Raw genomic sequence first — 24,495 nt, 5'->3', positions numbered from 1 at the left:
TGGGGCTTTTTGGATGCAAATCCGTCATTTTTGCCGGATAGGGTCTACAGAATCGTGATTCTATATACCCTTTTTGTTCTAGTTTAGTTCATGGTTTGTGTCAAGAAATGACTGCGAATGTTCTGATTTACTGGGGGTTTCCCGGGGTGAGGCGGCGGATATTGCCGTTTTTTTCCCGTTTCGTCCAGTGACTTTTCCACAGGGGGCGAATGCGGTATGGTGCGCGCCATGAAAATCTTCAAAGTCCTGACGCCGCTGCGTGCGGCCTCCATTGTTCTCGCTGTTGTTGCTCTGGTGATCGTGTTGGATCAACTGGTGGTGAAACGTGATTATGCGCCACCTCCGTCCCATGATGTGACCGAGGCCATTGTTGCGGTTGAGCGCGACGTTATTCCTACACCGGATTTTGCACCGTCATTGCCGCTCTCAACCGAGCCATTGCAGACGGTTGATCCCGCTGTCGTCGTTGACGAAGACATTATTCCGCATGAACCGGAAACGGTCGATGATGTGGTGGATGAATTATTGTCCGCGCCTGTACACCACGCGGCCACTAACCCGCGTGTCGTGATTATCATTGATGATATGGGCGTGGATGTTAAACGATCCGCCGCCGTGGTGGATTTACCCGCAGGTCTAACGTTGGCCTATCTGCCTTACGCCAGTAACATCAAAGCGCAAACCGCCAAGGCGAAAGAAGCGGGCCATGAATTGATGGTGCATGTGCCCATGGAGCCGATGAGCCAGACCAAAGACCCAGGGCCGGAGGTTTTGCGCGTGGGGCAGGACGAAGCCGCTTTTGCGCAAATTCTGCAGGATGGTTTGAATGCGTTTGATGGTTATGTCGGTATCAACAATCATATGGGGAGCAAGCTGACGCAGGATAAAACCGCCATGGCGCGCGTGATGACCGAATTGAAATCACGCAATCTGTATTTCATCGACAGCCGCACGATTCAAAATTCGGTCGCAGGTGATATGGCGCGCGAAGCGGGCGTTCCCCATGCGAGCCGTGATGTCTTTCTGGACCACGAAAATACGGCAGAGTTTGTTTCCAAATCTTTGGCGCAGGTTGAACGCAAGGCGTTGAAAGACGGTCTGGCCATCGCCATCGGCCATCCGAAAGATGTGACGATTGAGGGGCTGCGGGCGTGGTTGCCGACGCTCAAGGATAAGGGCATCGAATTGGTGCCAGCGTCACAGGCTGTGAAATAGCCCATAAAAAACCCCGGATGACTATCCCGGGGTTTTTTGTTTATGGGGATTTATAGGTTACTGCGCCACTGTGCCGCTTTCCGGGCCGAACATTAAATCCAGCATCCGGCGGTTGATTTTGACGCCGTATTTATCTTCCAGATGGTTCACGTACACGGCCATGAATTCATTTCCGGCTGTGCGTGTGATGGAATCCGAAATCGGGCGCAGATCCTGGTCGCTGATTTTATCCGCCGTTGGGATATTGATGGCGGTGATGGTTCCAACCAGAAATCCGCCATCAACCGGGGCCATCATGGTTTCTCCTTGAACGCCATCAAACACGGCGGCCAATGTCGCGGTGTTCATCGGCGCTTTTGGTTCTGCTCCGGCCTTGATGCCGTTGAATGACTGCACGCTCAGGCCCAGATCTTTGGCCGCTTGTTCAAGGGTCTTTTCACCGCCGGCAACGGCCTGTTGCAGTTTCTGGGCGCGGTCGCGGTTGGCGGTGGCGCGTTGGTCATCCATCCAGCCCTTGGCGATTTCGTCCTTGACCTCTTCATACGGGGTGTAGGACAGCGGGGTTACGCTATCAACCCGTACGGCCGCGAAACGACCGCCGGAGATTTCCATGACCGGGGCCGTTTCGCCGGATTCGACGCTGAATGCGGTTTCGAGGATTGCGCCGCGGTCCTTGTCAAAGGCGGCCATGCCGTCTTTTTTATCCGGCGTCGATCCGTCATTGTGAACGGCCCCAATCTTGGTGACGTCCAGATTCATCGATTTGACAATGTCGTCCAGCGATTCACCAGCGGCCAGACGATCATCAATCTGGTTCGCGGTGGCCAGGATTTCATCGGACAGGCGGATCTGTAACATTTCTTTTTTCAGATCGGCTTTGACCTTTTCAAACGGTGTTGTATCGGGTGCGTTGATTTTGGTCAGGACCAAAATATGCCAGCCGAGCGGGGTTTGCAGCGGACCGACGACATCACCAACATTCGCACCAAATGCGCCATCAGCAATATTTTCGATCAATCCGGCGCGTTCAAATTCGCTTTCGCCCAAATAGGCATCGGTTTTACCCGTGTGTGATTTGACGGCGTCTTTCAACGTCGCGCCTGCATCCATTTTGGCCTTCACGGCCTCGGCATCGGCCTGATCGGTCAGGACGGCCTGTTGCAGGACGCGCTTTTCCGCCGTGCGGTATTGGGCGATGTTGCGGTCATATTCGGTCCGCAATTCTTCATCGGAAATATCCATCGTATCGCGCACCTGTTTTTCGCTGAGGACGGCGATGGTCATGGTGCGGGTTTCCGGTTTTGCGTAGCGGACGCGGGCGGCATCGTAAAACACGGTCAGAACCGCTTCATCAGCGGGTTTAATATCCGTCATGTCCGCGTTTTTCAGTATAACGGCATTGATGCTGCGGCTTTCGTTGCGCAATTGATACAAGGCAACCAGTTCATCGCGTGTGACCAGCGCGCCACCGGCCTGAATGGCGGATTGCAGGGTGCTGTTGGCGATTTCGTGGCGGATGGCGTTGACGAATTCTGTTTCAGAAATGCCCTGATTCATCAATACACGTTGCAAAATGTCTTTCTTCGATGCTTCCGGGTTGCTTTGCAACAGCGGGGCGATCATCGTGTTGATTTGTTGGGCGACGGCGTCGTCACCGACCAAAACACCCTGATCAACCGTTGCATTTGAAATCACCGTGCGGGCGATTTCATTGTCCAGGATTTGATCAATATATCCGAAGTTATACGCATCCGCGGGGGTAATGCCCTGATTGGACAAAACGCGTTGCACATGGCGTTGGAATTCTGTGCTGGAGATAGACGATCCGGCTACGGTGGCGACATTGGTGTTGCCCATACCGCCACGGAAAAATCCGCCAACATCCATCAAGACCAATCCGAACACTGCCATGGTGAGCAGGCCGAACAGAACAATTTTGATGATCTTGGAATGAACGCCTTCGCGCATGGACCGCATCATGATGGACTATAACCCTTCGTAAGTTTTAAAGAATCTGGCGGGAACTATAGAAACGAAGCGATCTTTGTGCAACCGCCTGCCGCGTTTCGGCCTTTATGTCCGCAGTTTTTTGATCTGTGTATAAATGAGGAGAATGTTTGTTTCCGGTTGTGTTTTTCTCAAGCATTATTACGATACGTCCTGTAGCTAAAAACCCTAACAATAAGAGGAGTGTAATATGAAAAAAGAAGCTGCTGCTGAATTTACAACCGCAACAAAGAACGAAGCGCCGGTCGCCAAGGTCCCGGAAGCTGCTGTTCGCACACCAGTGAACGAGCCGAAACCGGCCATTTAATCATTTTGAATTGATCAATTCAGAAAAGCCGCCTTCGGGCGGCTTTTTTTAATGCCGGGTTGTATGTATTCTGTCGGTCTTATTTTTTGATGGGGCGATGCCATGACGACGAAAAAGCTGATTGCTGGAAACTGGAAGATGCACGGAACGCTGGTCAGCGTTCGTCAACTGGCCGAGGCCGTGATTGATGGCGTGGAAAAAGACTCCAGTTTGCTGGATCGGTGCGATTTTCTAGTGTGCCCTACCTTTATCCATATTCCGGCTGTGCGGGCGGTTATTGACCATAATCGCGGTGCCTTGCGTGTTGGGGGACAAGATTGTTCGACCCATGATACCGGAGCCTTTACCGGGGATATTGCAGCACCGATGTTGAAAGACGTGGGCTGTTCCGCGGTTATTCTGGGCCATTCCGAGCGCCGCCAGCACCATGGTGAGAGCGACCAAATTGTCGCCGCCAAAGCCGGGCAGGCGCATCAGGCCGGGTTGATGACCATTATCTGCGTTGGCGAAACCGAGGGGCAACGGACGGCAGGGCAGGAAAAATATATTGTAAAACAACAGCTTGATGGATCGATCCCGGCCGGGGCAATGGCGGCCAATATGGTCATCGCCTATGAACCGGTCTGGGCCATTGGCACGGGTAAAACGGCCACTCCGGCGGATGTTGCGGCTATGCATGCCTTTATCCGCCAGATTTTGGTGGAGAAAATGGCGGACGGGGCCGGGGTGCGTATTCTGTATGGTGGGTCGGTAAAGCCAGAAAATGCGGCGGAATTGCTGGCCATTCCGGACGTGGACGGGGCCCTGATCGGTGGGGCCAGTTTAAAGGCCGACCAATATCTTGCTATTGCCAAAGCGGTGCAATAAAGCGTAAAACGCCGGGGTAGAAGTAACAGATTCATTCTCTTAACGGGAAAACCAATGATTCAGGTCGTTCTTGTCATTCACCTTATCCTTGCCGTGGCCATTATTGGCCTGGTGTTGATCCAGCGTTCCGAAGGGGGCGGTTTGGGCATTGGCGGTGGCGGCGGTGGTCTTGGTGGATTGGCCAGCCCGGGCGCAACAGCCAACGCGCTGAGCCGCGCAACGGCGATCTGTGCCGGTTGCTTCTTTGCCACCAGCTTGGTGCTGGGTATTCTGGCGAATGCTTCGACCAGCAAGGGCAGCATTCTCGATCGTCTTGATGAACCCACCGCCGTAACGGCCCCGGCCGACGCGGGTACGGATGAAAAGGCGGACAAGAAAGCCGACAAAGAAACGCCTCCTACTGAACCTTCTGTTCCGGTCGCTCAATAGAAAAATGTCACGATTTATCTTTATTACCGGCGGCGTGGTTTCTTCCCTTGGGAAGGGCCTCGGATCCGCCGCTTTGGGCGCATTGTTACAATCGCGCGGTTACACGGTTCGTCTGATCAAGCTTGATCCTTACCTGAACGTCGATCCGGGCACGATGAGCCCGTTCCAGCATGGCGAAGTGTTCGTGACCGATGATGGTGCGGAAACCGACCTTGATCTGGGCCACTATGAACGCTTCACGGGGCGCCCGGCGCAGAAGAACGACAACATCACCACCGGCCAGATTTACACCAACGTTCTGCAAAAGGAACGTAAGGGCGAATATCTGGGCGCCACGATTCAGGTTATTCCCCACATCACCAATGAAATTAAATCATTCGTGATGGAAAAGGACGGCACAGCCGATTTCATCCTGTGCGAAATTGGTGGAACCGTGGGCGATATTGAAAGCCTGCCATTCCTGGAAGCCATTCGCCAATTGGGCAATGAATTGGGCGACGCGCGTGCGCTGTACACCCATGTGACGCTGCTGCCTTATATCCCGGCGGCGGGCGAGCTGAAAACCAAACCGACCCAGCATTCGGTGAAGGAGCTGATGAGCGCCGGCATTCGCCCGCACATCCTGCTCTGTCGCGCCGATCGCCATATTGAAGATGATGACCGTCGCAAAATTTCCCTGTTCTGTAACATTCCGTTTGAACGGGTGATTCCGGCGCTCGACGTAAAGACGATTTACGAAGTGCCGTTGACCTATCATGCCGAGGGTCTGGATACGCAGGTTCTGGCCTTCTTCGGGTTGGATACCAAGGAACCGGATCTGTCCGTGTGGAAGAATATTGTCCACCGGATCAAGGACCCGGAAGGCGAGGTGAATATCGCCGTTGTCGGAAAATATACCGGCCTGAACGACAGCTATAAATCGCTGAACGAAGCGTTGATCCATGGCGGCATTGCCAACAATGCCCGCGTGAATCTGAAATTCATTGAATCGACGATTTTCGAAGCCGAAAACCCAGCGGACCATTTGCACAATATCAACGGCATTCTGGTCCCCGGCGGCTTTGGTGAGCGTGGGGCGCAGGGCAAAATCAACGCGGCCCGGTTCGCGCGCGAACGCGCGGTGCCGTATTTCGGGATTTGCTTTGGCATGCAACTGGCCGTGATCGAAGCGACGCGTAATCTGCTGGGTCTTGAAAAAGCCAGTTCCACCGAATTTGGCCCGTGCGAAGAATCCGTGGTTGGTCTGATGACCGAATGGGTCAAGGGCAACCAGACTGAACAGCGCAGCGCCTCCAACGATATGGGTGGCACGATGCGTCTGGGCGCGTATCCGGCTGTCCTGAAAAAGGGAAGCAAGGTTGCCGATGCCTACGGCACCACCGAAATTTCCGAGCGCCATCGCCACCGGTATGAGGTGAACATGGCGTATAAAGACCGTCTGGAACAACAGGGCCTGATCTTCTCCGGCCTGTCCCCGGATGGCCGCCTGCCAGAGATCGTCGAATACGCCGACCACCCTTGGTTCGTCGGCGTCCAGTTCCACCCGGAACTAAAATCCAAACCCTTCGACCCGCATCCTCTGTTTGTTGCGTTCGTCGATGCAGCAATAAAACAAAGCCGGTTGGTTTGATCACCAACCGGCTTTGCCGTTTTGATTTCTTCTAGGATTTAGACCGGGCGCAGTTCGGCCTTACCCATTTCATATCCAGCCAGAACACCGCGTGGTAATTGGGGTTCTGGTTTCCATTCGGACAGCTGGTTGTACATGGTGCGCAAGGCCATCTGGCGGTCGCCTGTCGTGCCGTAGCTCAGGCAGTAAGATGCCATGAGAAACGCGCTGACGTCCTTACGGTTGGCATAACGGCCATCGACCGGATAGCTGTACAAATCCATGTAGTCGCAGAACGTGCCGTCTTCATAGACGGGCGGCTGGACGTAATCGATGCCAACCTTGCGGGCGCCCCATTTTTCAAAAATGGCTACACGCTTGTTTGCATCCATGGTGTCCAATTCTTTGGGGGCGCGTTCCGGGTTGTTCACCTCCAGAAAGACAGCGCGCAGGGTTTTCCCACGTTCCGCAGCTTTTTCTTTCAGTGATTCAATCCGGCATTGGACCATGGCTTTACCAAGGCCGCCCTGGCGGATATTCGGATCAATTGCATTGTACGCAAGATTGCCGACGTTATGTTCAGGATAGTAATAGGCCACACTGATCCCGGCTAATTCAGCCCTGTCGATATCGCGTAAATTTTGGCCAATTAAATTGACCACGACATCGAAGTTCTTAATTTCACCGTTCATGCCGGCTAGGAATTTATCCAGCGTTTCGGCTTGATTGGTATCGGGGAAGGCAGGTGCCAAAATCTGGCGGTATGCCCTTTCAAAAAGGGCGAGAAGTACAGGGTTGTCCTGAGTAACACGTGTCAGCTCGAGCGTTGTCAATGCATGGGTCCTCCCAATGGGTTGTTACGGAAATTGTTGTATACATACAACGGGCGCTTATATGCAATAAAAAATCGCCCCTGAAAATCATTTTTTTTGCCTTTGGGCTCAAGGGCTTGCCTCAGGTTTCCCCTGGTCAAAATTTTGGGTTTGTTTTTGTTCATTTTTTGGTCGCTTATTCCATAATTTTCCGTGAAATTTTTTTCAAAAAACCTGCCTTTCTGCGGGTCTGGCAGGGGTGTTTTACCCTAAAGCGACCTTTGCTGGGCCCCTGAAGGGGGCTTTTGAGGCTGAGAGGGGATTCGGTCCTGCTGGAGAGGGGGAATCCTCATGTTTTCGTTGGCCGTTTTTGGCCGTTTGCCCTATATATACGGGGCACGCGTAGCCCCCTTGAGATATGAGCTCCCATGAAAACAGTTAAAATCGGTTCGATTGATGTTGCCAACGACAAGCCCTTTGTCCTGTTTGGCGGCTTGAACGTCCTGGAAAACGAAACAATCACCCTGAAGGCGGTCGAGGTTTATAAGACCATTACCGACAAATTGGGCATTCCTTATGTGTTCAAGGCCAGTTTCGACAAGGCCAACCGGTCCAGCATCCATAGCTATCGCGGGGCCGGGCTGGATGAAGGGTTGCGCATCTTCCGCAAGGTGAAGGAAGAATTCGGTGTCGCCATCATCACCGATGTGCATGAAATCGACCAATGCCAGCCCGTGGCCGAGGTTGTGGATGTGATCCAGCTTCCGGCCTTTCTTGCCCGTCAGACCGATCTTGTCGAGGCTATGGCGAGAACGGGGGCGGTGATCAACGTGAAAAAACCGCAATTCCTGTCGCCGTATCAGATGAAAAACATCGTCGATAAATTCGCCGAATGCGGCAATGACAAGGTGATCCTGTGCGAACGCGGCCACTGCTTTGGGTATGACAATCTGGTCGTTGACCCGATGGCGTTTGGCGTGATGAAGCAAGCCACAGACAACACGCCGATTATTTGCGATACGGTTCACGCCTCCCAAATGCGCCTGCCGGGCAGTGAAGCTTCGGGCGGTCGCCGTGCATTGGTGCCCGATCTGACCCGTGCGGTTTTGGCGATTGGTCTGGCCGGTATCTTTATCGAAGCGTACGAAGACCCTGACAAAGCCAAATGCGACGGCCCATCGGCTCTGCCGTTTAACAAGCTGGAAGAGTTCTTGAGCCAGGCGAAGGCCATCGACGATCTGGTGAAATCCATGAAACTGGTAAATATCCAATAAGGAGATAGACATGACCGCAATTATCGACATTTATGCCCGCCAAATTCTGGACAGCCGTGGTAACCCGACGGTTGAGGTTGATGTAACGCTGGAAAGCGGGGCCACGGGCCGTGCGGCGGTTCCGTCCGGTGCGTCCACGGGGGCGCATGAGGCCGTTGAATTGCGTGATGGCGAGGCGGGTTTTTACAACGGGAAAAGCGTTTTGAATGCCGTTGAAAACGTGAACACGGAAATCTTCGAAGCCCTGTCCGGCATGGATGCCGAAGAACAATTGCACATCGACCAGACCATGATGGAGCTGGACGGGACGGAGAACAAAGGCCGTCTGGGCGCTAACGCCATTCTGGGTGTATCGCTGGCCGTATCCAAAGCTATGGCGGATGAATTGGATGTGCCGCTGTACCGTTATCTGGGCGGCGTTCATGCCCATGAATTGCCGGTGCCGATGATGAATATCATCAATGGTGGCGCACATGCCGACAACCCGGTTGATATTCAGGAATTCATGATCATGCCGGTTGGTGCTCCGGATTTTTCCGAGGCCCTGCGTTGCGGTGCTGAAATTTTCCATGCGCTGAAGAAGGAATTGTCCAAAGCTGGCCTGAACACCAACGTTGGTGATGAAGGTGGTTTTGCTCCGGCTGTGAAATCGGCGACGGAAGCCCTGGATTACATCATGAAGGCTATCGAAGCCGCTGGTTACGTGCCGGGTGAAGATGTGGTTCTGGCGCTGGATTGCGCCTCGACCGAATTTTACAAGGGTGGCAAATACGTGATGGAGGGCGAGGGTAAAACGCTCGACTCCGCTGGCATGGTCAAGTTCTACGAAGATCTGTGCGCCCGTTACCCGATCGTATCCATCGAAGATGGCATGAGCGAAGATGACTGGGCGGGCTGGAAAATGCTGACCGATGCGTTGGGCGATAAAGTCCAGTTGGTTGGTGATGATCTGTTCGTGACCAATCCGGAACGCCTGCGTCAGGGCATTGAAGAGGGGTGCGCCAACGCCATTCTGGTGAAAGTGAACCAGATCGGCACGCTGTCCGAAACATTGCAAACGGTTCAGATGGCGCAGAAGGCCGGATATGGCGTGATCCTGTCCCACCGTTCGGGCGAAACCGAAGATTCCACGATTGCCGATATTGCCGTGGCCACCAATGCGGGCCAGATCAAGACGGGGTCCCTGTCCCGGTCCGACCGCATGGCGAAGTACAACCAGTTATTGCGTATCGAAGATATGCTGGGCCCACAGGCCGTATTCGCTGGCCGTTCCGTTCTGCGCGCGGAGCCGAGCGTAACGGGCAAGAAAACGAAGGCCGCTTAATTTAATATCGAGACGTCATCCCGGCGAAAGCCGGGATCTTCCAGCCATAAAGGATGAAGACCCCGGCTTTCGCCGGGGTGACGCATTTTTGGGGCATTTTTTTTAGAATTTTGGGGCCATGATCATGGCGACACTGATCACCAGAAGAACCGCGCCAGCAATACGAATGGGGGATAGCGGTGTGGCATCGGGCAGAAGGAAGCCATAGTGATCCACGACAAGTGAAAACAAAATCTGGCCACAGATGATCAGGGCAATCATGCCCGCCGCGCCCAGCTTCGGTACGACGAAGATGGTTGTGAACACGAACATGGCCCCCAATGTCCCGCCCAACCACATCCATGGCGATGTCTGGCCGATATTGTCCAGCAAGACGGGTTTGCGCAGGGCGAGCAAAACACATCCCAGCAAAATTGTTCCCGTAAAGAATGAGAAGAAGGCCGCCACCAATGGCCCGCCCATATGTTCACCCAGCCGTGCATTGATGGGGGCCTGTAACACGATCATGGACCCGGCCAGAATCGACATGGTCAGGGGGATAAGAAGAGCGGATGGCATAATCAGAAACTCCGGGGAGGGAATGGTGACGCTTCAATCATAATAGGTGGAGCCGCGCTGTGGGCAAGCTGTTCACTGTGCTGCGGTGCCGATATTCCGGTCGGGCATAAAAAATTATGCTTTTCATGCGGGACTTCATACGGAGTTATGCTAAAAATAGTGAGTCTTTTGAATCACTTAGCGCCTCGCCGTTCACTGGACCTTCCCGCCTTAACTATTTGACTCCGTTATACTTTCCTCTTGCCGCCGAACGGTCTTTGTGATTCCATAGTGAGTATGAGAGCTTCCCTTTCACAGCGTAAAACGAAACAGCGCAATGTCCTGGGTATCATCGGGATTTGTCTGACGCTGTACTTCTCGTACCATCTGGTGCAGGGGGAGCGGTCGATCATCCGCCTGATGACGCTGGAGCAATCCATTGCAAAGACCACGGTGCAGGTTGAAAAAACAACCGTGCAGCGTGTTGAACTGGAAGCCCGCGTGACCCGCCTGCGTCCCGGTTCATTGGACCCGGATTTGCTGGAGGAGCGGGCGCGGGCCGTTCTGGGGTTTGGCTATGCCAATGAGCAAGCCGTTGTTCTGAGCCAATAAAAATTATTGCGACGCACCATTTCGGGGGTTCCCATCCTGTTTTGGGTGGAAACGCGCCGGGAAATGGTGTAGTTGTGCGGGGCGAAAAATCGCACATTTCCAACGTTTTCTGCAGGAGGCTTTTCGTGGCCACATCCGCCAAGACAAGCAAAGATTCAAAGTTGAAATCCGTATCGAACAGTCAGGCGAAGCCGACCGTTGAAGAGATGAAAAAGCTCTTCCGCGACATGTTGCTGATCCGCCGTTTTGAAGAGAAATCCGGCCAGCTGTACGGCATGGGCCTGATCGGTGGGTTCTGCCACCTGTATATCGGGCAGGAAGCCGTCGTCACAGGCATCCAGTCGATGCAGGAGCCGCAGGATACGGTGATCACCGCATACCGCGATCACGGCCACATGCTGGCCTGTAACATGGACCCGAAAGGGGTTATGGCGGAACTGACCGGGCGTCGCGGCGGATATTCCCGCGGCAAGGGCGGTTCGATGCACATGTTCAGCAAGGAAGCGAACTTCTTCGGCGGCCACGGTATTGTTGGTGCCAGCTCCTCGCTCGGCACCGGTCTGGCCTTCGCGCACAAATACAAGGGCGATAACGGCGTGGCTGTGGCCTATATGGGCGATGGTTCATCCAACCAGGGGCAGTTTTATGAAGCCATGAACATGGCCGCCCTGTGGAAACTGCCGGTTCTGTACATCATTGAAAACAACAAATACGGCATGGGGACCAGCATTTCCCGCCACGCCGCCGGTGATCTGTACCGCCGGGGCGAGGCCTATGGCATTCCGGGTGAACAGGTGGACGGTATGGATGTTCTGGCCGTTCAGGCCGCTGCGCGTCAGGCGCTGGACCATATCCGTTCCGGCAATGGCCCATACCTGCTGGAAATGATGACCTATCGCTATCGCGGCCACTCTATGTCCGACCCGGGCAAATACCGTTCCAAGGAAGAGGTGGAGAAGTTCAAGACGGAAAGCGATCCGATTGAACGCATCCGCAAGCTTCTGGAGGCCGAGGGTGTGACCGAGGACGATCTGAAGCCGATTGAAAAAGAGATCAAAGACATCGTGAACGAAGCCGCACAATTTGCGCAAGAGTCACCGGAGCCGGATGTTGCCGAGCTGTGGACCGATGTTCTGGTCGAAGTCAAAGACTAATCACCCATTGAGAGTGAAGAGAAGAAAATGTCGATTGAAGTTTTGATGCCCGCGCTGTCCCCGACGATGACCGAAGGGAAACTGGCCAAGTGGACGAAAAAAGAAGGCGATATGGTGAAGCCCGGTGATGTGATCGCCGAGATTGAAACCGATAAAGCCACCATGGAAGTCGAAGCCGTGGATGAAGGCAAGTTGGGCAAGCTGCTGATCGCCGAAGGCACCGAAGGTGTCGCGGTGAACACACCGATTGCCGTTTTGCTGGAAGATGGTGAAACATCCGTTGGGGCGGTGTCGTCCGGCCCGGCACCGAAAGCCGCAGCGGCTCCTGCTGCTGCGCCGGTTGTGTCCGGTGGTTCGGCAAGCCAGCCTGCTGGTGCGCGCGTTGATAACCGCGACATCCTGTATGCACAGGGTGTGATTATCGAACCGCCGATGTTCGACGAATCTGCTTTCACCGAAATGCAAACCATGACGGTGCGCGAAGCTTTGCGTAACGCCATGGCCGAGGAAATGCGCCGTGATAATACGGTCTTCCTGATGGGTGAAGAGGTTGCCGAATATAACGGCGCGTACAAAGTATCCCAAGGTCTGTTGGATGAATTTGGTGCGAAACGCGTGATTGATACGCCGATCACCGAATACGGTTTTGCCGGTATCGCAACCGGGGCCGCGTTCAGTGGCCTGAAGCCGATTGTCGAATTCATGACCATGAACTTCGCGATGCAGGCGATTGACCACATCATCAACTCGGCCGCCAAAACGCTGTATATGGCGGGTGGCCAATTGGGTTGCCCGATCGTGTTCCGTGGCCCGAACGGTGCCGCCGCCCGCGTTGGCGCCCAGCACAGCCAGGATTATGCCAGCTGGTATGGCCATATTCCGGGGCTGAAAGTTGTTGCGCCGTGGTCCGCCGCCGATGCGAAAGGTCTGATGAAGGCCGCCATTCGTGACCCGAACCCGGTTGTGATCCTGGAAAACGAAATCATGTACGGCCAGAGCTTTGAAGTGCCGACAGATGAAGATTTCGTGATCCCGATGGGCCGCGCGAAAATCGAACGCGAAGGCACCGATGTGACACTGGTTGCCTATTCCATCATGGTTGGCAAAGCGTTGCAGGCGGCCGAGAAACTGGCCGAGCAGGGCATTAGCGCCGAGGTCATCAACCTGCGCACGATCCGCCCGCTGGATCGCTGGACGATCATTGAGTCGGTGAAGAAAACCAACCGCATTGTCAGCGTTGAAGAAAGCTGGCCGTTTGCAGGCGTGGGGTCGGAAATCGCCGCTTTGGTCAACGAACATGCGTTTGATTACCTGGATGCGCCGGTGCGTCGTGTATGCGCGGCGGATGTGCCGTTGCCGTATGCCGCAAATCTTGAGGCCCTGGCCCTGCCGCAGGTGGATGAGATTGTCCATGTGGCGAAACAGGTTTGCTATCGCTAAGTAGAGAGAACAAAGATGCCTATTCAAATCACAATGCCCGCCTTGTCCCCGACGATGACCGAAGGGAAATTGGCCAAATGGACCAAGAAAGAAGGCGACAAGATCAAGGCTGGTGACGTCATCGCCGAAATCGAAACCGACAAGGCGACGATGGAAGTCGAAGCCGTGGATGAAGGCACGCTGGGTAAAATTCTGGTGGCTGATGGCACCGAAGGTGTGGCTGTGAATACGCCGATTGCCATGTTGCTGGAAGATGGTGAAAGTGCGGCGGATCTGGGTAAGGCTGCCGCACCGAAGGCCGCTCCGATGGCGCCATCCGCTGCTCCGGCTGCGGCCCCTGTCGCGCAAAAGGCTGCGCCTGTTGCCGTGCAGATGGACAAAGGTTCCCGCGTTTTTGCATCGCCGTTGGCGCGTCGTTTGGCGGGTGAGAAGGGCATTGACCTGTCCGCTGTATCCGGCACGGGCCCGCATGGCCGTATCGTGAAGGATGACGTGCTGAACTTTAAAGGTGGCGCGGCAAAGGCTCCGGCTTCTGCGGGCGCATCGCGCACGGCATCGGCTGGTCCGAACGCCAAGCAACTGGCCGACCTGTTGGGTATGGAATACACGGAACTGCCGAACAACAATATCCGCAAGGTGGTTGCATCCCGCTTGTTGGAATCCAAACAAACGGTTCCGCATTTCTATCTGACCATTGATTGCCGGATTGATGATTTGCTGGCCGCGCGTGAGCGTTTGAATGCCGAAGCCAAGGGCGCATTCAAATTGTCGGTGAACGATTTCGTGATCAAGGCATCGGCCATGGCTTTGAAAGCCTACCCGGCGGCGAACGTGTCGTGGACGGATGATGCGATTTTGCAATATCACAGCTCCGATATCTCTGTGGCCGTGGCCACGCCGAACGGTTTGATTACGCCGATCGTTAAGTCCGCAGAGACCAAAGGTCTGCGCGCAATTTCTGAGGAAGTGAAGGATCTGGCCGCGCGTGCCCGTGATGGCAAATTGAAGCCGGTTGAATTTCAGGGCGGGACGTTCTCGATCTCGAACCTGGGCATGTATGGCATCAAGGACTTTGCCGCCATCATCAACCCGCCGCAGGCCTGCATTCTGGCTGTTGGCGCAGGGATTCAGCAACCGGTTGTCGTGAACGGCAAGCTGGAAGTGGGTACGGTCATGTCTGTTACGCTGTCGGTTGACCACCGTGCGGTGGATGGGGCCGTGGGTGCGGAATATCTGCAGGTGTTTAAGCGCTATATTGAAAATCCTGTATCCATGCTGGTGTAATCATCAGTCATGGCAAAGCGGATTGAAGTTTCGGGCATTTTGGCCGCCGGTAAATCAACGTTATGCGATGTGTTTGCAGAACATGGTTTTCCGGTCGCGCGTGAAGATGTCCGAAACAATCCATACTGGATCAAGGCCCAGAAAGACCCTGCACGATATGAACTGTTGTTGCAAAAGTGGATTTTGAAACAACGTTTTGCCGAAGTGGCCAACGCAGTATCATCCCCATCACCCATTCCGTATGTGATTGATTATTGTCTGGCCGTTGATAAAGCCTATGCCGATTTTTATTTGAGCCGTACCGCGCCCTCGGATATGGCCAAAACACACCGCGCCATTGATCGCATGTACAAGGCCAATGGCAATCCCGATCTGGTCATTCACCTGCATTGTGACAGCGACGAATTGTTGCGGCGTATAAAACATCGCGGACGCGATTTTGAACAGGCTCACACGATTGAGTTTCTGGACGCGTTGGGTGAAAAAATAAAATATTACTTGGATGCGTTAAAGGCGGATGGTTCCGTACCCGTATGGGAAATTGATACGACCAAGGGCTTGCCCGAAATCGATGGCCATGCCATTCGTAAAATTATGGGGATGGTGTCGCCGTGACGGAACAATTTGTAAAATTTAAATACCCGCTGAAAATCATCGAACGTCATCTGGATACGTTCGGTCACATGAATAATGCGACCTATCTTGAGGTTCTGGAAGAAGCGCGGTGGGATTTTATCAATCAACGTGGTTACGGCATGGCGAAAATCCGCGAAAGCGCATTGGGCCCCACCATTTTGGAATGCAATATCAAGTTTATGAAGGAATTGCGCCTGCACCAAAATGTGGTGATTGAAACGCAAACCACATCATGCGCAGGAAAAATCGCCACGTTGAAACAGGTGATTTACAACGATAACAACGAAGCGTGCGCCGAAGCCGTGTTCACCATCGCTTTATTCGACCTGAAGGCCCGCAAGCTGGTTTTACCAACGCCGGAATGGCTCTATGCCATTGGCGTGAGCGAGTCCGTGTAACATGGCATCAAACACCGGACAGTCTGATTTTGTTGTGTCCCTGAAATCTGCTTTGGGGCAGGGGACTTTTGTTAAAATGTCCCTGAGCCATTATGTGGGCACGGAAAAAGACCTGAAGAAAATCGACGTTCGAAAAATCATTGTGAAGCGTGAGGAAAAACTCAGCTTCACCTATCACTACAAAACCCGCGACATCGTCAAAAATTACGACATCCCGGTCGCCGTTGGTATGATCCAGAAGGCCGTCCTGTCGGATTTCAAGGCCGGGACGTTGTTCACAACGCAATATGATCTGGTGTTGGACAAAAATACTGTGAAGGAAAAACCGGCCAGCCATAGCGAAGTGCCCTCCGCCGATCATGACCGCAATAAAAACCGCCTGGTTCCGTCGGATGGCAGCCATTATCTGCGTGACCTGAAAATCACGGATCCGAATGGCCGTGTGTTTGACAAGGCGCAGGACAAGTTCCGCCAGATTAATAAATACATCGAAATCATCGACGGTCTGACCAAAAACGCATCCCCCGATACGTTTAAAAACATTGTCGATATGGGTGCGGGCAAGGGGTATCTGACCTTCGCCCTGTATGATTATTTGAAAAATATCCGCAATATTGATGTGCGGGTTATGGGTGTTGAATATCGACCCGATCTGGTCATGTTGTGCAACCAGATTGCGAAGAATTCATCGTTTGATGGCCTGTCCTTTGCCCAAGGCGCGATTGATAATTTCAATGCCGATGGCGTGAATATGCTGATCGCCCTGCATGCGTGCGATACGGCGACGGATGATGCAATCGCCAAGGGGATCAAGGCGGGCTCTGAATTCATTATCGTTGCCCCGTGCTGCCACAAACAAATCCGCCGAGAGATGGAGAAGAACGGGGCGGGCGACACGCTCGGTCTGCTGACCCGCCATGGCATTTTCATGGAACGTCAGGCCGAAATGGTCACCGACACGCTGCGCGGTATGATCCTGGAATATCACGGTTATGACGTGAAGATTTTTGAATTTATTTCCGCCGAACACACCGCCAAAAACGTCATGATCGTGGCGCAGAAGAAAAAGGGCGGAAAGGCCGGTCAGGCTAAAATTGCGGCGGATATTGACGCCTTTAAACAGCAATTTGGCGTGACAACCCATTATTTAGAAACAATAGTTTGAATTTATTGACATAATTACGTTGGGTGCGGTAAAAAGGCCCGTATTTTCGCAGTTGGCTTGAAAGGATAAAGCCATGGAACGATTTCATTTCCCGACATTTTCAACGGATGGCTCCAGCGCTTTTTTCACGCAGTTGGCTAAAGAAGAAAAAATCCAAGCCGAAAAAATTTTCCCGGACATCATGCGTCAATATTATCCGGTTTACGCAAACGACATTACCGACCATGCCGCCCGCATGGTTTTGGATGTTTTGATTGGCAATGCCCAAATTTTGAATGCGCATCTGGCAAAGGTTCAGGATTGTAAATCCATGGGCACGCGCCTGTGCGATTATTTCAAGGGCACGGCGGATATAACGCGCGCGCAGTTGAATGTCCTGGAAACACAAAAAATTCCGGTCGAAAAAGAAGTGATGAAAATTCATTTCATGCGCTATCTGCCCGATGGTCTGCGGAATGATCTGCGCCACAAAAGTGCTGATGCCGTGGCCGAGCAGATCGAGGCCATGGGCAAAACCCTTTCCAGCAAAATTGAAGCGACACGCCCGCGGTATGATCACCTGATCCCTATCTAGGGGGTATTGGTTGTATGTTCTGGCGTTTGTGACCTCTGGGCGATATTGGCCCGGATGCCTAAAAACCCAATTTTCCCGTGCGGTTATCTGTGGACATTAACCCATTTCCGGGTGCCCCTGATCCCCTATGCTTGGTACCGTTAGTCCCGTAATCAAAAAAGTTGCGGGGAGAGTAACCATATGCGGATCGAGCTTGTCGGCGGTTTGGGTGTAGGCAAGTCAACGCTGTGTCAGGCGCTCGAAAAAGTCGGGTTTAACTGCATTTATGAAAATTTGTCGACCAATCCGTTTCTGGCGGATTGCTTCGTTGATCCGGTCAATTTCCGGTTCCCGTCGCAAATGTGGTTCGTTTTATCGAAATTCCACGAAATCAAGAAATTCGAAAAGCCGGGATGCGTCAACGTTCTGGACCAGGGCGTTTTGAACGTCCGGGCTTATACCAACATGCTGTTCCGGGATGAAGACCCGGAAGCACTCGGCGTGATCGACCAGTGCTTTGATTATCTGGATGGCCGTCTGGGCCGGCCGGATCTGTATATCAACCTGCAATGTTCACCGGAAGCGCAGATGAAACGCATCCGTGGCCGCAACCGCGACCATGAAAAGGGTGTGACGCTGGATTACGTGACATCCCTGCAACGCGAAATGAACGACCTGGTCGAACGCGCCCGCGCCGATGGTGACGCCGTGATGGATATTGATACCGAAGCCGTTTATTTCCCCGGCAACACGGCCTATGCCGAAACGCTGGCACGGCATATTGCCGGTATGTTTGATATGAGTGTTGAAAAAGTTCTCGGGCAGAAACGCCCAATGGACGTCGATTTGCCTCTGTATGAAGATGCAATCGCGGCTGAATAAACAGAATGTTTAACGGGGAGAGTAAAACAATGCGTGTAGAAATTATTGGCGGCATGGGTGTCGGGAAAACAACGCTGTGCAATGCGTTCACCCGCCTTGGTATTCATTGTGTGAATGAAAATCTGGCCAACAACCCATATCTGAACCTGGCTTATGCCGATCCGGCGTCTTACGGGTTTTATTCGCAATTGTCTTTCTATCTCGGCAACTTCTTCACCATCCGCCAAAGCACACAGGCCGACCGCGTCACCGTGTTTGATTTCTCGGTTGTCACCGATCGCGCCTATGCCAGTCTGTTCCTGAAAGATGAAGCGCAACGTCTGGCGCTGGAGACGATTGATTTTCTGGAGGAAAAAGAAGGGCAGGCGGATTTGTACCTGTATTTGACCTGTTCGCCGGAAACACAAATGGCCCGTATTCGTGCCCGCAACCGCGACCATGAAAAGGGTGTAACGCTGGATTTCATCCGCGATCTGGAAGGGCACCTGGCCAACCATGCGGTACGCGCGGCGGAACGCGGTGCGCGTATCCGCACGATTGATACAGAGAAGTTCGACTTGTTGAACGATGCCGATTTTGTGGCGGTTCTGGGCGAAAATCTGCGCACGGGCGACAACCCGCTGGCCAGCATGGCCGAATTGCGTGGCCTGCGCGCCGTGGCGTAGTTACCGCACTGTAATAGAACGAAAATTCCAAGAACCTGACCCTTTGGTCGGGTTCTTTTTGCATTTTTCTTATGCTTCAGTTATCAATAATGAAACAAACATACAGATAAAAACAGGCGGGGAATTAGACAATGGGATTGGTTCGTTCCGAATTCGAAGGTTTAGACACCATCAACATGACCGCGGATGATCGCTTTGGCGCCATCACGCTGGCATCGCGTTTCCACGATGCGCTGGAAAGCGGACTTGATGAAAAAACCGTCCGTTCCATCAAGCTGGGTATCACCAAGGCCGCGCTGATTATTTCTGATGAAGAAAAAGCGGAAGGTCTTAATCACAAGCTGGCCGATGGCGACCCGTTTTATCGGATTACGCTGGATGCGCGCGGCAAAGTGGCCGAGATGAATGACGCCGTCAAAACGGTACTCCACGTGATGGAGGCTTATAATGGTCGTGCAGTCGCCAATCTGGTCTGTGATGACCACGTGAAATTAACGCTGGATTTGCGCGGCGATTTGACCAAAGAAGCGGAAAAATTACAGGAAGTAACGGTCAGCGCCGTTCATTTTATCAAGGCGCAGAAAATCAACGGCCCACAGATTTAATCACTGTGTCATGTTATAAAAAAGCCGCCCGTTGATGGGCGGCTTTTTGTTTAACCATTTCGGATCTGGTCCAGAAATTCGTTTACCGATTTTTTCAGCATATCCGCCTGCATCGCCAGCATGTCGGAGGATTCTTTTAGCTGGCTTGTCGACTGGGCACTGTGTTCCGTGGCGACTTTGACCTCTTCGATGCTGGTCGACACCGTGTTCGTGCTTTCGGATGCGATCTGAATATTCCGGCTGATTTCCTGCGTCGCGGTGGTTTGTTCCTCAACGGCGGCGGCGATATGGGCGGTTTGGCCGTCTACTTCGTTGACGCCGCTGATGATGGCCTTGACCGTTTCAACGGTTTCCATCGCGCTGTTCTTCACATGTTCGACGCGGCTGGAAATTTCGTTGGTCATGTTGCGGGTCTGGTTGGCCAGCGTTTTTACTTCACTGGCAACGACCGAGAATCCCTTGCCAGCATCACCTGCACGTGAGGCCTCAATTGTCGCATTCAGAGCGAGCAGGTTGGTTTGTTCGGCCACGGCGTTAATGGTCTGCACAACGGCGTCAATTTCGCTGATCGCGGCTTGCAGCGAGTCCAGCTTGGCCTGTGATTGCTCGGCATAGGATGCGCATGTCCGGGCCGCGCTTGATGTGGTCAGGATATTGGATGAAATTTCCTGAATCGACACGCTTAATTCTTCCGTCGCGGCGGCAACGGTGGCCACGTTGGATGATGCGCGATTGGATGAATCGGCCACATGCTGGCTTTGCTGTGTGGTTTCTTCGATTGCGCTGGACAGGCTGCCCGCCATCATCTGCAAATCCGAAGCGGCATGGCCGACGGATTCAACGATCTTACCAACGCGTTCATCGAATGAATCCGCCATTTTCAGCATCAGGGCCTTTTTCTCTTCGGCCTGACGGCGTTCATTTTCCTTCTGTTCAGCTTCCAGACGGTATTTTTCGATGGTGTTTTGTTTAAACACGTTGAAAGCACGGGCGATATCGCCGACTTCGTCCTTACGGCCGCCATATTCACTTTCAACATTGATATTGCCGGACGCCAATTCTTTCAAATCGTTGCTGAGCTTCTTCATCGGCTTGGACAAGTCCGCCGAAATCAGCATGGATAAAAGGATAATGACAGCCATGACCATCGCCGCAGTTATCAGCCCCTCGATCAGGTTGTGACGAAAGGCGGCCTGAACATCGTCAATATAAATCCCGGTGCCTACAACCCAATTCCATGGTGCGAAATACTTCACATAGGATACTTTCGGGAAGAGTTGATCCTGATCAGCGCCCGGCTTCTGCCAGAGATAGTTATAGGCACCGCCCTTGTCCGTCGATTTTGCAGCCACAGACATTTCAGAAAAGAGGGTGTGCAGTTTCGGGTTCTCCGCCGCCAGGTCGATGCCGACAATTTTCGGGATCATCGGGTGCATAACCACGCGTGGTTCCGGCGTGTTGACCCAGAAGTAATCGTTGGTTTCATAGCGCAGGGCTTTGAGCGTTTCCAGCACGGCCGACTTTGCTTCGTCCTCGGTTAGCGCACCAGCCTTGAAATCCGCATATGATTTTTCAATCAGTGTATAGGCCGCTTCCGTCAGGTGGCGGGTCTTTAATGTGCGTTCATTTTGCAACATTGTTCGGGTGGCGTCGGCATTGGCATAAACAATCGCCAGATTGCCCAGCACCGCCAAAAGGATAATCATCAAAATCTTGGTTTTGATTTTCAGGTTGCTTAAAAAACGCATAGGGGACCCCGGTCAAAATTCATTAAATTTGCCAATCGGAAGGATATTTTATTATTTTCCCAGTATTTCAAGGCGGTTACACCAGCTTTTTGGTTACAGTTCTGTTACAAATTTTCGAACATGGACAACCCGCTGAAAAACATGGTATTTCGTGGGGCATCATTCTGAAATTCCAAGGGTAATAAAATGGCTGAACACGCGTTTGATGTTGTTGTAATTGGAAGCGGTCCGGGGGGGTACGTTGCGGCTATTCGCGCGGCCCAGCTGGGAATGAAAACCGCGATTATTGAAGCCAACCATCTGGGCGGTATCTGTTTGAACTGGGGGTGTATCCCGACCAAGGCCTTGTTGCGTTCTGCCGAAGTTTATCACCTGATGAATCATGCCAATGATTTTGGTCTGTCGGCGACGGGCGTATCATTCGATTTGAAAAAAATCGTCGATCGATCCCGTGCGGTGTCTAAACAGCTTTCTGGTGGCATTGGCCACCTGATGAAAAAGAACAAGATCACCGTGTTCGATGGCTGGGGCAAGCTGGCCGGCAAAGGTAAAGTCACGGTTGAGAAAGACAAGAAAATCACCGACACCCTGTCCGCCAAACACATCATCATTGCCACCGGTGCACGGGCGCGTGTTCTGCCCGGGCTGGAGCCTGATGGAAAGCTCGTCTGGACTTATCGTGAAGCGCTGGTGCCGGATGTGATGCCGAAATCCCTGCTTGTTGTGGGATCCGGCGCCATTGGTATCGAATTTGCCAGCTTCTTCCGTACGCTGGGTGCCGACGTCACCGTGGCCGAGGTGATGGACCGTGTGATGCCGGTGGAAGATGAAGAAATCTCCGCCATCGCGCGCAAATCTTTTGAAAAGCAGGGCATGAAGATCATGACCGGTGTCAAAGTGACGAAGCTTGAGAAGGGTAAGGACAACGTAACCGCCCATATCGAAGTGGGTGGCAAGGTTGAAAAGATCACCGTTGATCGCGTGATCATGGCCGTTGGTATTGTTGCCAACATTGAAAATATTGGTTTGGAAAACACCAAGGTGAAAACCGAACGCGGCCAGATCGTCACCGACGGATATCTGCGCACCGCTGAACCCGGCGTTTATGCGATTGGCGATGTGGCCGGTGCCCCGTGGCTGGCGCACAAGGCATCACACGAAGGCGTGGTATGCGTTGAAAAAATCGCTGGTGAAAAAGATGTTCATCCGATCAAGCGTGAAAATATCCCCGGCTGCACCTATTGCCATCCGCATGTGGCATCCGTTGGCTTGACCGAAGCCAAAGCAAAAGAAGCTGGTTACACCGTCAAAGTCGGGAAATTCCCCTTCATCGGCAACGGCAAGGCCATCGCCCTGGGTGATTCCGATGGGTTGGTGAAAACCGTGTTTGATGCGAAAACCGGTGAATTGCTGGGCGCACATATGGTGGGTCCGGAAGTGACCGAACTGATCCATGCCTTCGTTGTGGGCAAGACAATGGAAGCCACGGAACTGGATTTCATGCACACCATCTTCCCGCACCCGACATTGTCGGAAGCGATTCATGAGAGTGTTCTGGCGGCGTATGGAAAGGTTATCCATATCTAAAAAACATAAAAGGGGTTTCACCATGGCGACGCGTATTCTTGATGTTGTTGATATGCAGTTCGATTTTATGAAGTCGAATGGTGGGCTCTATGTTCCGAATGCCGAGCCGTTGATTGAGCGGACCAATGATTTTTTCCGGTCCATCCCGCGCGGTCTTTATGATCTGGCGCTGATCAAATACGACACCCATTTTCCGTGCGAATATCAAAACAGCCCGGAAAAGGCCGATTTTCCGGATATTCACTGTCCCTATGGCGCGCAAGGATGGGAACTGGTCGTCAATGATGCTGAACTGGCGCAACGGATGCCGGTTTATTATATGGCGAAAAACACGTTCGACATGTGGCAGAAAAATCCGATTTCCGATCGCGCTCAAATGTTCTTCGACACGGACGCGGAAGAACAAGCCTATGATAACCTCTATCACGTAACCCGTGACCGTCAGGTTCTTCAAACCGGTGAATTGCGCGATGAATTTATGCGCCGCGTGGTCAAGCTGGGGCAGGGTGACGTTGAAGTCACCATGATCGGGGTTGCTTCGGATTTTTGCGTTCATGACGCCATGATGGGGTATCTGCAGCGCGGGGCGCATGTTCGCGTTGTGGCCGATCTTGTTGCCGGTATTGGTACACCAGTTCCGGGCCGTGCGCCAAAGGGAACAATTGGTGATGTGATTAATCTGCCTGTGTTCCAGCCCTATGTGCAGAATAAGCAACTGAAAATCATCAGCCTTCAGGATGCGTTGAAGCCGTAAGTCATCTGGCTGCGTTTATATGCCATGACCATGGCGTTGCGTATCATGATCAGCGTTTCATCCCCCAAATCGGCGCGGACACGTGCGATCAAAATGGACGCGCGTTTGGATGGGCCGCCATGCGGTGCCATGAAATGCCGCCCTGTGCCCCGATCATACGGGAATGGATGGCTGTACTGATCTGCGGTTGGATCAATCACACGGCCTGCGCCACGCACGCCGTTCCGGGGTAATCGGACCCACCAATGGGTTTCATCCAATTTTGCATTCGGCCCGCGGCCCGTGACCATGGTGCCGTCGTCCGCCCAATGATATTTGCAAACGCAGGGCATTAACCCCGCCTGTGCGCCGCCCAGCAAATGGTACAAAGCTTCAGCCGCAACGGCGCAGTGGCCGGATACGGCCGGGGCGTCGGGCGCAACCATTTTCGCCCAGGCGCGTGACAACAAGTCGCGGGACAGGTTTTTTTCAATGGATTGTAAAACGGGCACCAGTGCGATCATTGAAGTCCCTGTAAAATCATTCTTTTTTGGAATTTCTGCTTATTTATCATAACTTTGAATGTGATGGAAGCTTTGGCCAAAATCCCTTGGATTCTTTGACAAAAGGCACCCAGAATCCTATGGTCTTT

Annotated in this window: 24 protein-coding genes; 19 read left to right on the top strand and 5 right to left on the bottom strand. The window is 53.0% G+C overall.

Translation table 11 applies throughout. The annotated features are described in order from the left end of the window. Window positions 1–228: 228 nt before the first annotated feature. The gene (locus A11S_RS05985) at window positions 229–1,215 is read left to right on the top strand and encodes a divergent polysaccharide deacetylase family protein (protein ID WP_235067407.1); all 987 of its coding nucleotides are present in this window, start codon (window positions 229–231) and stop codon (window positions 1,213–1,215) included. A gap of 57 nt (window positions 1,216–1,272) precedes the next feature. On the opposite strand, the gene A11S_RS05980 is transcribed toward A11S_RS05985, so the two are convergent. Then, entirely contained in the window at window positions 1,273–3,195 is a 1,923-nt protein-coding gene (locus tag A11S_RS05980; RefSeq protein ID WP_015467600.1) for a peptidylprolyl isomerase, read from the bottom strand. 436 nt (window positions 3,196–3,631) lie between these two features. On the opposite strand from A11S_RS05980, the gene tpiA reads away from it, so the two are divergent. Genes tpiA through A11S_RS05965 form a run of 3 tightly spaced genes read left to right on the top strand, consistent with a single transcriptional unit; the run spans window position 3,632 to window position 6,455 of the window. After that, window positions 3,632–4,396 carry a triose-phosphate isomerase gene (gene tpiA / locus A11S_RS05975; protein WP_015467598.1) on the top strand — a complete coding sequence of 255 codons (765 nt, stop codon included), beginning with the start codon at window positions 3,632–3,634 and terminating at the stop codon, window positions 4,394–4,396. Between the two features lie 54 nt (window positions 4,397–4,450). Then, on the top strand, window positions 4,451–4,825 hold the full coding sequence (secG, locus tag A11S_RS05970; protein WP_015467597.1) for a preprotein translocase subunit SecG: 375 nt from the start codon (window positions 4,451–4,453) through the stop codon (window positions 4,823–4,825). Window positions 4,826–4,829: 4 nt separating this feature from the next. Further along, a complete protein-coding gene (locus tag A11S_RS05965; protein ID WP_015467596.1) occupies window positions 4,830–6,455 on the top strand; it encodes a CTP synthase in 1,626 nt (541 codons plus the stop codon). Between the two features lie 38 nt (window positions 6,456–6,493). On the opposite strand, the gene A11S_RS05960 is transcribed toward A11S_RS05965, so the two are convergent. Then, window positions 6,494–7,267, bottom strand: coding sequence for an N-acetyltransferase (locus A11S_RS05960; RefSeq protein WP_235067405.1), 774 nt, complete (start codon window positions 7,265–7,267; stop codon window positions 6,494–6,496). A 407-nt stretch (window positions 7,268–7,674) separates the two neighbouring features. On the opposite strand from A11S_RS05960, the gene kdsA reads away from it, so the two are divergent. After that, the gene (gene kdsA, locus A11S_RS05950) at window positions 7,675–8,520 is read left to right on the top strand and encodes a 3-deoxy-8-phosphooctulonate synthase (RefSeq protein WP_015467594.1); all 846 of its coding nucleotides are present in this window, start codon (window positions 7,675–7,677) and stop codon (window positions 8,518–8,520) included. Window positions 8,521–8,530: 10 nt separating this feature from the next. Continuing rightward, window positions 8,531–9,844, top strand: a complete 1,314-nt coding sequence (gene eno, locus A11S_RS05945; protein ID WP_015467593.1) for a phosphopyruvate hydratase — start codon at window positions 8,531–8,533, stop codon at window positions 9,842–9,844. 102 nt (window positions 9,845–9,946) lie between these two features. Here eno and A11S_RS05940 read toward each other — a convergent pair whose 3' ends face one another. Continuing rightward, window positions 9,947–10,402, bottom strand: coding sequence for a DMT family transporter (locus tag A11S_RS05940; RefSeq protein ID WP_015467592.1), 456 nt, complete (start codon window positions 10,400–10,402; stop codon window positions 9,947–9,949). Between the two features lie 276 nt (window positions 10,403–10,678). On the opposite strand from A11S_RS05940, the gene A11S_RS05935 reads away from it, so the two are divergent. From A11S_RS05935 to A11S_RS05885, 11 genes are all read left to right on the top strand, one after another. After that, complete coding sequence (locus A11S_RS05935) at window positions 10,679–10,993, top strand: FtsB family cell division protein (RefSeq protein ID WP_051054887.1); 315 nt, start codon at window positions 10,679–10,681, stop codon at window positions 10,991–10,993. 125 nt (window positions 10,994–11,118) lie between these two features. Then, complete coding sequence (pdhA, locus tag A11S_RS05930; protein WP_015467590.1) at window positions 11,119–12,147, top strand: pyruvate dehydrogenase (acetyl-transferring) E1 component subunit alpha; 1,029 nt, start codon at window positions 11,119–11,121, stop codon at window positions 12,145–12,147. Between the two features lie 27 nt (window positions 12,148–12,174). Then, window positions 12,175–13,587 carry a pyruvate dehydrogenase complex E1 component subunit beta gene (locus A11S_RS05925; RefSeq protein ID WP_015467589.1) on the top strand — a complete coding sequence of 471 codons (1,413 nt, stop codon included), beginning with the start codon at window positions 12,175–12,177 and terminating at the stop codon, window positions 13,585–13,587. Window positions 13,588–13,602: 15 nt separating this feature from the next. Then, the gene (locus A11S_RS05920) at window positions 13,603–14,871 is read left to right on the top strand and encodes a pyruvate dehydrogenase complex dihydrolipoamide acetyltransferase (protein ID WP_015467588.1); all 1,269 of its coding nucleotides are present in this window, start codon (window positions 13,603–13,605) and stop codon (window positions 14,869–14,871) included. A gap of 9 nt (window positions 14,872–14,880) precedes the next feature. Further along, the gene (locus A11S_RS05915) at window positions 14,881–15,486 is read left to right on the top strand and encodes a deoxynucleoside kinase (RefSeq protein ID WP_015467587.1); all 606 of its coding nucleotides are present in this window, start codon (window positions 14,881–14,883) and stop codon (window positions 15,484–15,486) included. Continuing rightward, window positions 15,483–15,905 carry an acyl-CoA thioesterase gene (locus A11S_RS05910; protein WP_015467586.1) on the top strand — a complete coding sequence of 141 codons (423 nt, stop codon included), beginning with the start codon at window positions 15,483–15,485 and terminating at the stop codon, window positions 15,903–15,905. The genes A11S_RS05915 and A11S_RS05910 overlap by 4 nt, the downstream gene beginning before the upstream one ends. Window position 15,906: 1 nt before the next feature. Beyond that, window positions 15,907–17,070 carry a class I SAM-dependent methyltransferase gene (locus A11S_RS05905; RefSeq protein WP_015467585.1) on the top strand — a complete coding sequence of 388 codons (1,164 nt, stop codon included), beginning with the start codon at window positions 15,907–15,909 and terminating at the stop codon, window positions 17,068–17,070. 73 nt (window positions 17,071–17,143) lie between these two features. Continuing rightward, the gene (locus A11S_RS05900; protein ID WP_015467584.1) at window positions 17,144–17,644 is read left to right on the top strand and encodes a hypothetical protein; all 501 of its coding nucleotides are present in this window, start codon (window positions 17,144–17,146) and stop codon (window positions 17,642–17,644) included. A gap of 180 nt (window positions 17,645–17,824) precedes the next feature. Further along, window positions 17,825–18,505 carry a deoxynucleoside kinase gene (locus A11S_RS05895; protein ID WP_015467583.1) on the top strand — a complete coding sequence of 227 codons (681 nt, stop codon included), beginning with the start codon at window positions 17,825–17,827 and terminating at the stop codon, window positions 18,503–18,505. A 29-nt stretch (window positions 18,506–18,534) separates the two neighbouring features. After that, window positions 18,535–19,170 (top strand): deoxynucleoside kinase, encoded by a 636-nt coding sequence (locus A11S_RS05890; protein WP_015467582.1) that lies wholly within the window; start codon window positions 18,535–18,537, stop codon window positions 19,168–19,170. Window positions 19,171–19,301: 131 nt separating this feature from the next. Next, window positions 19,302–19,775, top strand: a complete 474-nt coding sequence (locus tag A11S_RS05885) for a hypothetical protein (protein ID WP_015467581.1) — start codon at window positions 19,302–19,304, stop codon at window positions 19,773–19,775. Between the two features lie 50 nt (window positions 19,776–19,825). On the opposite strand, the gene A11S_RS05880 is transcribed toward A11S_RS05885, so the two are convergent. Next, window positions 19,826–21,523, bottom strand: a complete 1,698-nt coding sequence (locus A11S_RS05880; RefSeq protein ID WP_015467580.1) for a methyl-accepting chemotaxis protein — start codon at window positions 21,521–21,523, stop codon at window positions 19,826–19,828. 186 nt (window positions 21,524–21,709) lie between these two features. Between A11S_RS05880 and lpdA the strand changes: the two genes are divergently transcribed. Both lpdA and A11S_RS05870 read left to right on the top strand, forming a co-directional pair. Further along, the gene (gene lpdA / locus A11S_RS05875) at window positions 21,710–23,110 is read left to right on the top strand and encodes a dihydrolipoyl dehydrogenase (RefSeq protein ID WP_015467579.1); all 1,401 of its coding nucleotides are present in this window, start codon (window positions 21,710–21,712) and stop codon (window positions 23,108–23,110) included. Window positions 23,111–23,132: 22 nt separating this feature from the next. Next, entirely contained in the window at window positions 23,133–23,864 is a 732-nt protein-coding gene (locus A11S_RS05870) for a cysteine hydrolase family protein (protein ID WP_015467578.1), read from the top strand. Here the strand turns inward: A11S_RS05870 and A11S_RS05865 are convergent. Further along, window positions 23,843–24,367, bottom strand: coding sequence for a hypothetical protein (locus tag A11S_RS05865; RefSeq protein WP_015467577.1), 525 nt, complete (start codon window positions 24,365–24,367; stop codon window positions 23,843–23,845). The genes A11S_RS05870 and A11S_RS05865 overlap by 22 nt on opposite strands. Between the last annotated feature and the right edge of the window lie 128 nt (window positions 24,368–24,495).

Origin of the sequence: Micavibrio aeruginosavorus EPB, assembly GCF_000348745.1 — a bacterium.
GTDB classification, from domain to species: Bacteria; Pseudomonadota; Alphaproteobacteria; order Micavibrionales; family Micavibrionaceae; genus Micavibrio; species Micavibrio aeruginosavorus_A.
This window is presented reverse-complemented; position numbering and strand designations above follow the sequence as displayed.

Excerpts from the sequence above, each read along its gene's own strand:
- A11S_RS05985 (WP_235067407.1), top strand. The coding sequence starts at position 229 with ATGAAAATCTTCAAAGTCCTGACGCCGCTGCGTGCGGCCTCCATTGTT.
- tpiA (WP_015467598.1), top strand. The coding sequence starts at position 3,632 with ATGACGACGAAAAAGCTGATTGCTGGAAACTGGAAGATGCACGGAACG.
- A11S_RS05890 (WP_015467582.1), top strand. The coding sequence starts at position 18,535 with ATGCGTGTAGAAATTATTGGCGGCATGGGTGTCGGGAAAACAACGCTG.
- A11S_RS05895 (WP_015467583.1), top strand. The coding sequence starts at position 17,825 with ATGCGGATCGAGCTTGTCGGCGGTTTGGGTGTAGGCAAGTCAACGCTG.
- A11S_RS05905 (WP_015467585.1), top strand. The coding sequence starts at position 15,907 with ATGGCATCAAACACCGGACAGTCTGATTTTGTTGTGTCCCTGAAATCT.
- A11S_RS05980 (WP_015467600.1), bottom strand. The coding sequence starts at position 3,195 with ATGATGCGGTCCATGCGCGAAGGCGTTCATTCCAAGATCATCAAAATT.
- A11S_RS05870 (WP_015467578.1), top strand. The coding sequence starts at position 23,133 with ATGGCGACGCGTATTCTTGATGTTGTTGATATGCAGTTCGATTTTATG.
- kdsA (WP_015467594.1), top strand. The coding sequence starts at position 7,675 with ATGAAAACAGTTAAAATCGGTTCGATTGATGTTGCCAACGACAAGCCC.
- A11S_RS05880 (WP_015467580.1), bottom strand. The coding sequence starts at position 21,523 with ATGCGTTTTTTAAGCAACCTGAAAATCAAAACCAAGATTTTGATGATT.
- A11S_RS05940 (WP_015467592.1), bottom strand. The coding sequence starts at position 10,402 with ATGCCATCCGCTCTTCTTATCCCCCTGACCATGTCGATTCTGGCCGGG.
- A11S_RS05935 (WP_051054887.1), top strand. The coding sequence starts at position 10,679 with ATGAGAGCTTCCCTTTCACAGCGTAAAACGAAACAGCGCAATGTCCTG.
- A11S_RS05865 (WP_015467577.1), bottom strand. The coding sequence starts at position 24,367 with ATGATCGCACTGGTGCCCGTTTTACAATCCATTGAAAAAAACCTGTCC.
- A11S_RS05900 (WP_015467584.1), top strand. The coding sequence starts at position 17,144 with ATGGAACGATTTCATTTCCCGACATTTTCAACGGATGGCTCCAGCGCT.
- A11S_RS05965 (WP_015467596.1), top strand. The coding sequence starts at position 4,830 with ATGTCACGATTTATCTTTATTACCGGCGGCGTGGTTTCTTCCCTTGGG.
- A11S_RS05915 (WP_015467587.1), top strand. The coding sequence starts at position 14,881 with ATGGCAAAGCGGATTGAAGTTTCGGGCATTTTGGCCGCCGGTAAATCA.
- A11S_RS05925 (WP_015467589.1), top strand. The coding sequence starts at position 12,175 with ATGTCGATTGAAGTTTTGATGCCCGCGCTGTCCCCGACGATGACCGAA.
- eno (WP_015467593.1), top strand. The coding sequence starts at position 8,531 with ATGACCGCAATTATCGACATTTATGCCCGCCAAATTCTGGACAGCCGT.
- A11S_RS05885 (WP_015467581.1), top strand. The coding sequence starts at position 19,302 with ATGGGATTGGTTCGTTCCGAATTCGAAGGTTTAGACACCATCAACATG.
- lpdA (WP_015467579.1), top strand. The coding sequence starts at position 21,710 with ATGGCTGAACACGCGTTTGATGTTGTTGTAATTGGAAGCGGTCCGGGG.
- A11S_RS05920 (WP_015467588.1), top strand. The coding sequence starts at position 13,603 with ATGCCTATTCAAATCACAATGCCCGCCTTGTCCCCGACGATGACCGAA.
- secG (WP_015467597.1), top strand. The coding sequence starts at position 4,451 with ATGATTCAGGTCGTTCTTGTCATTCACCTTATCCTTGCCGTGGCCATT.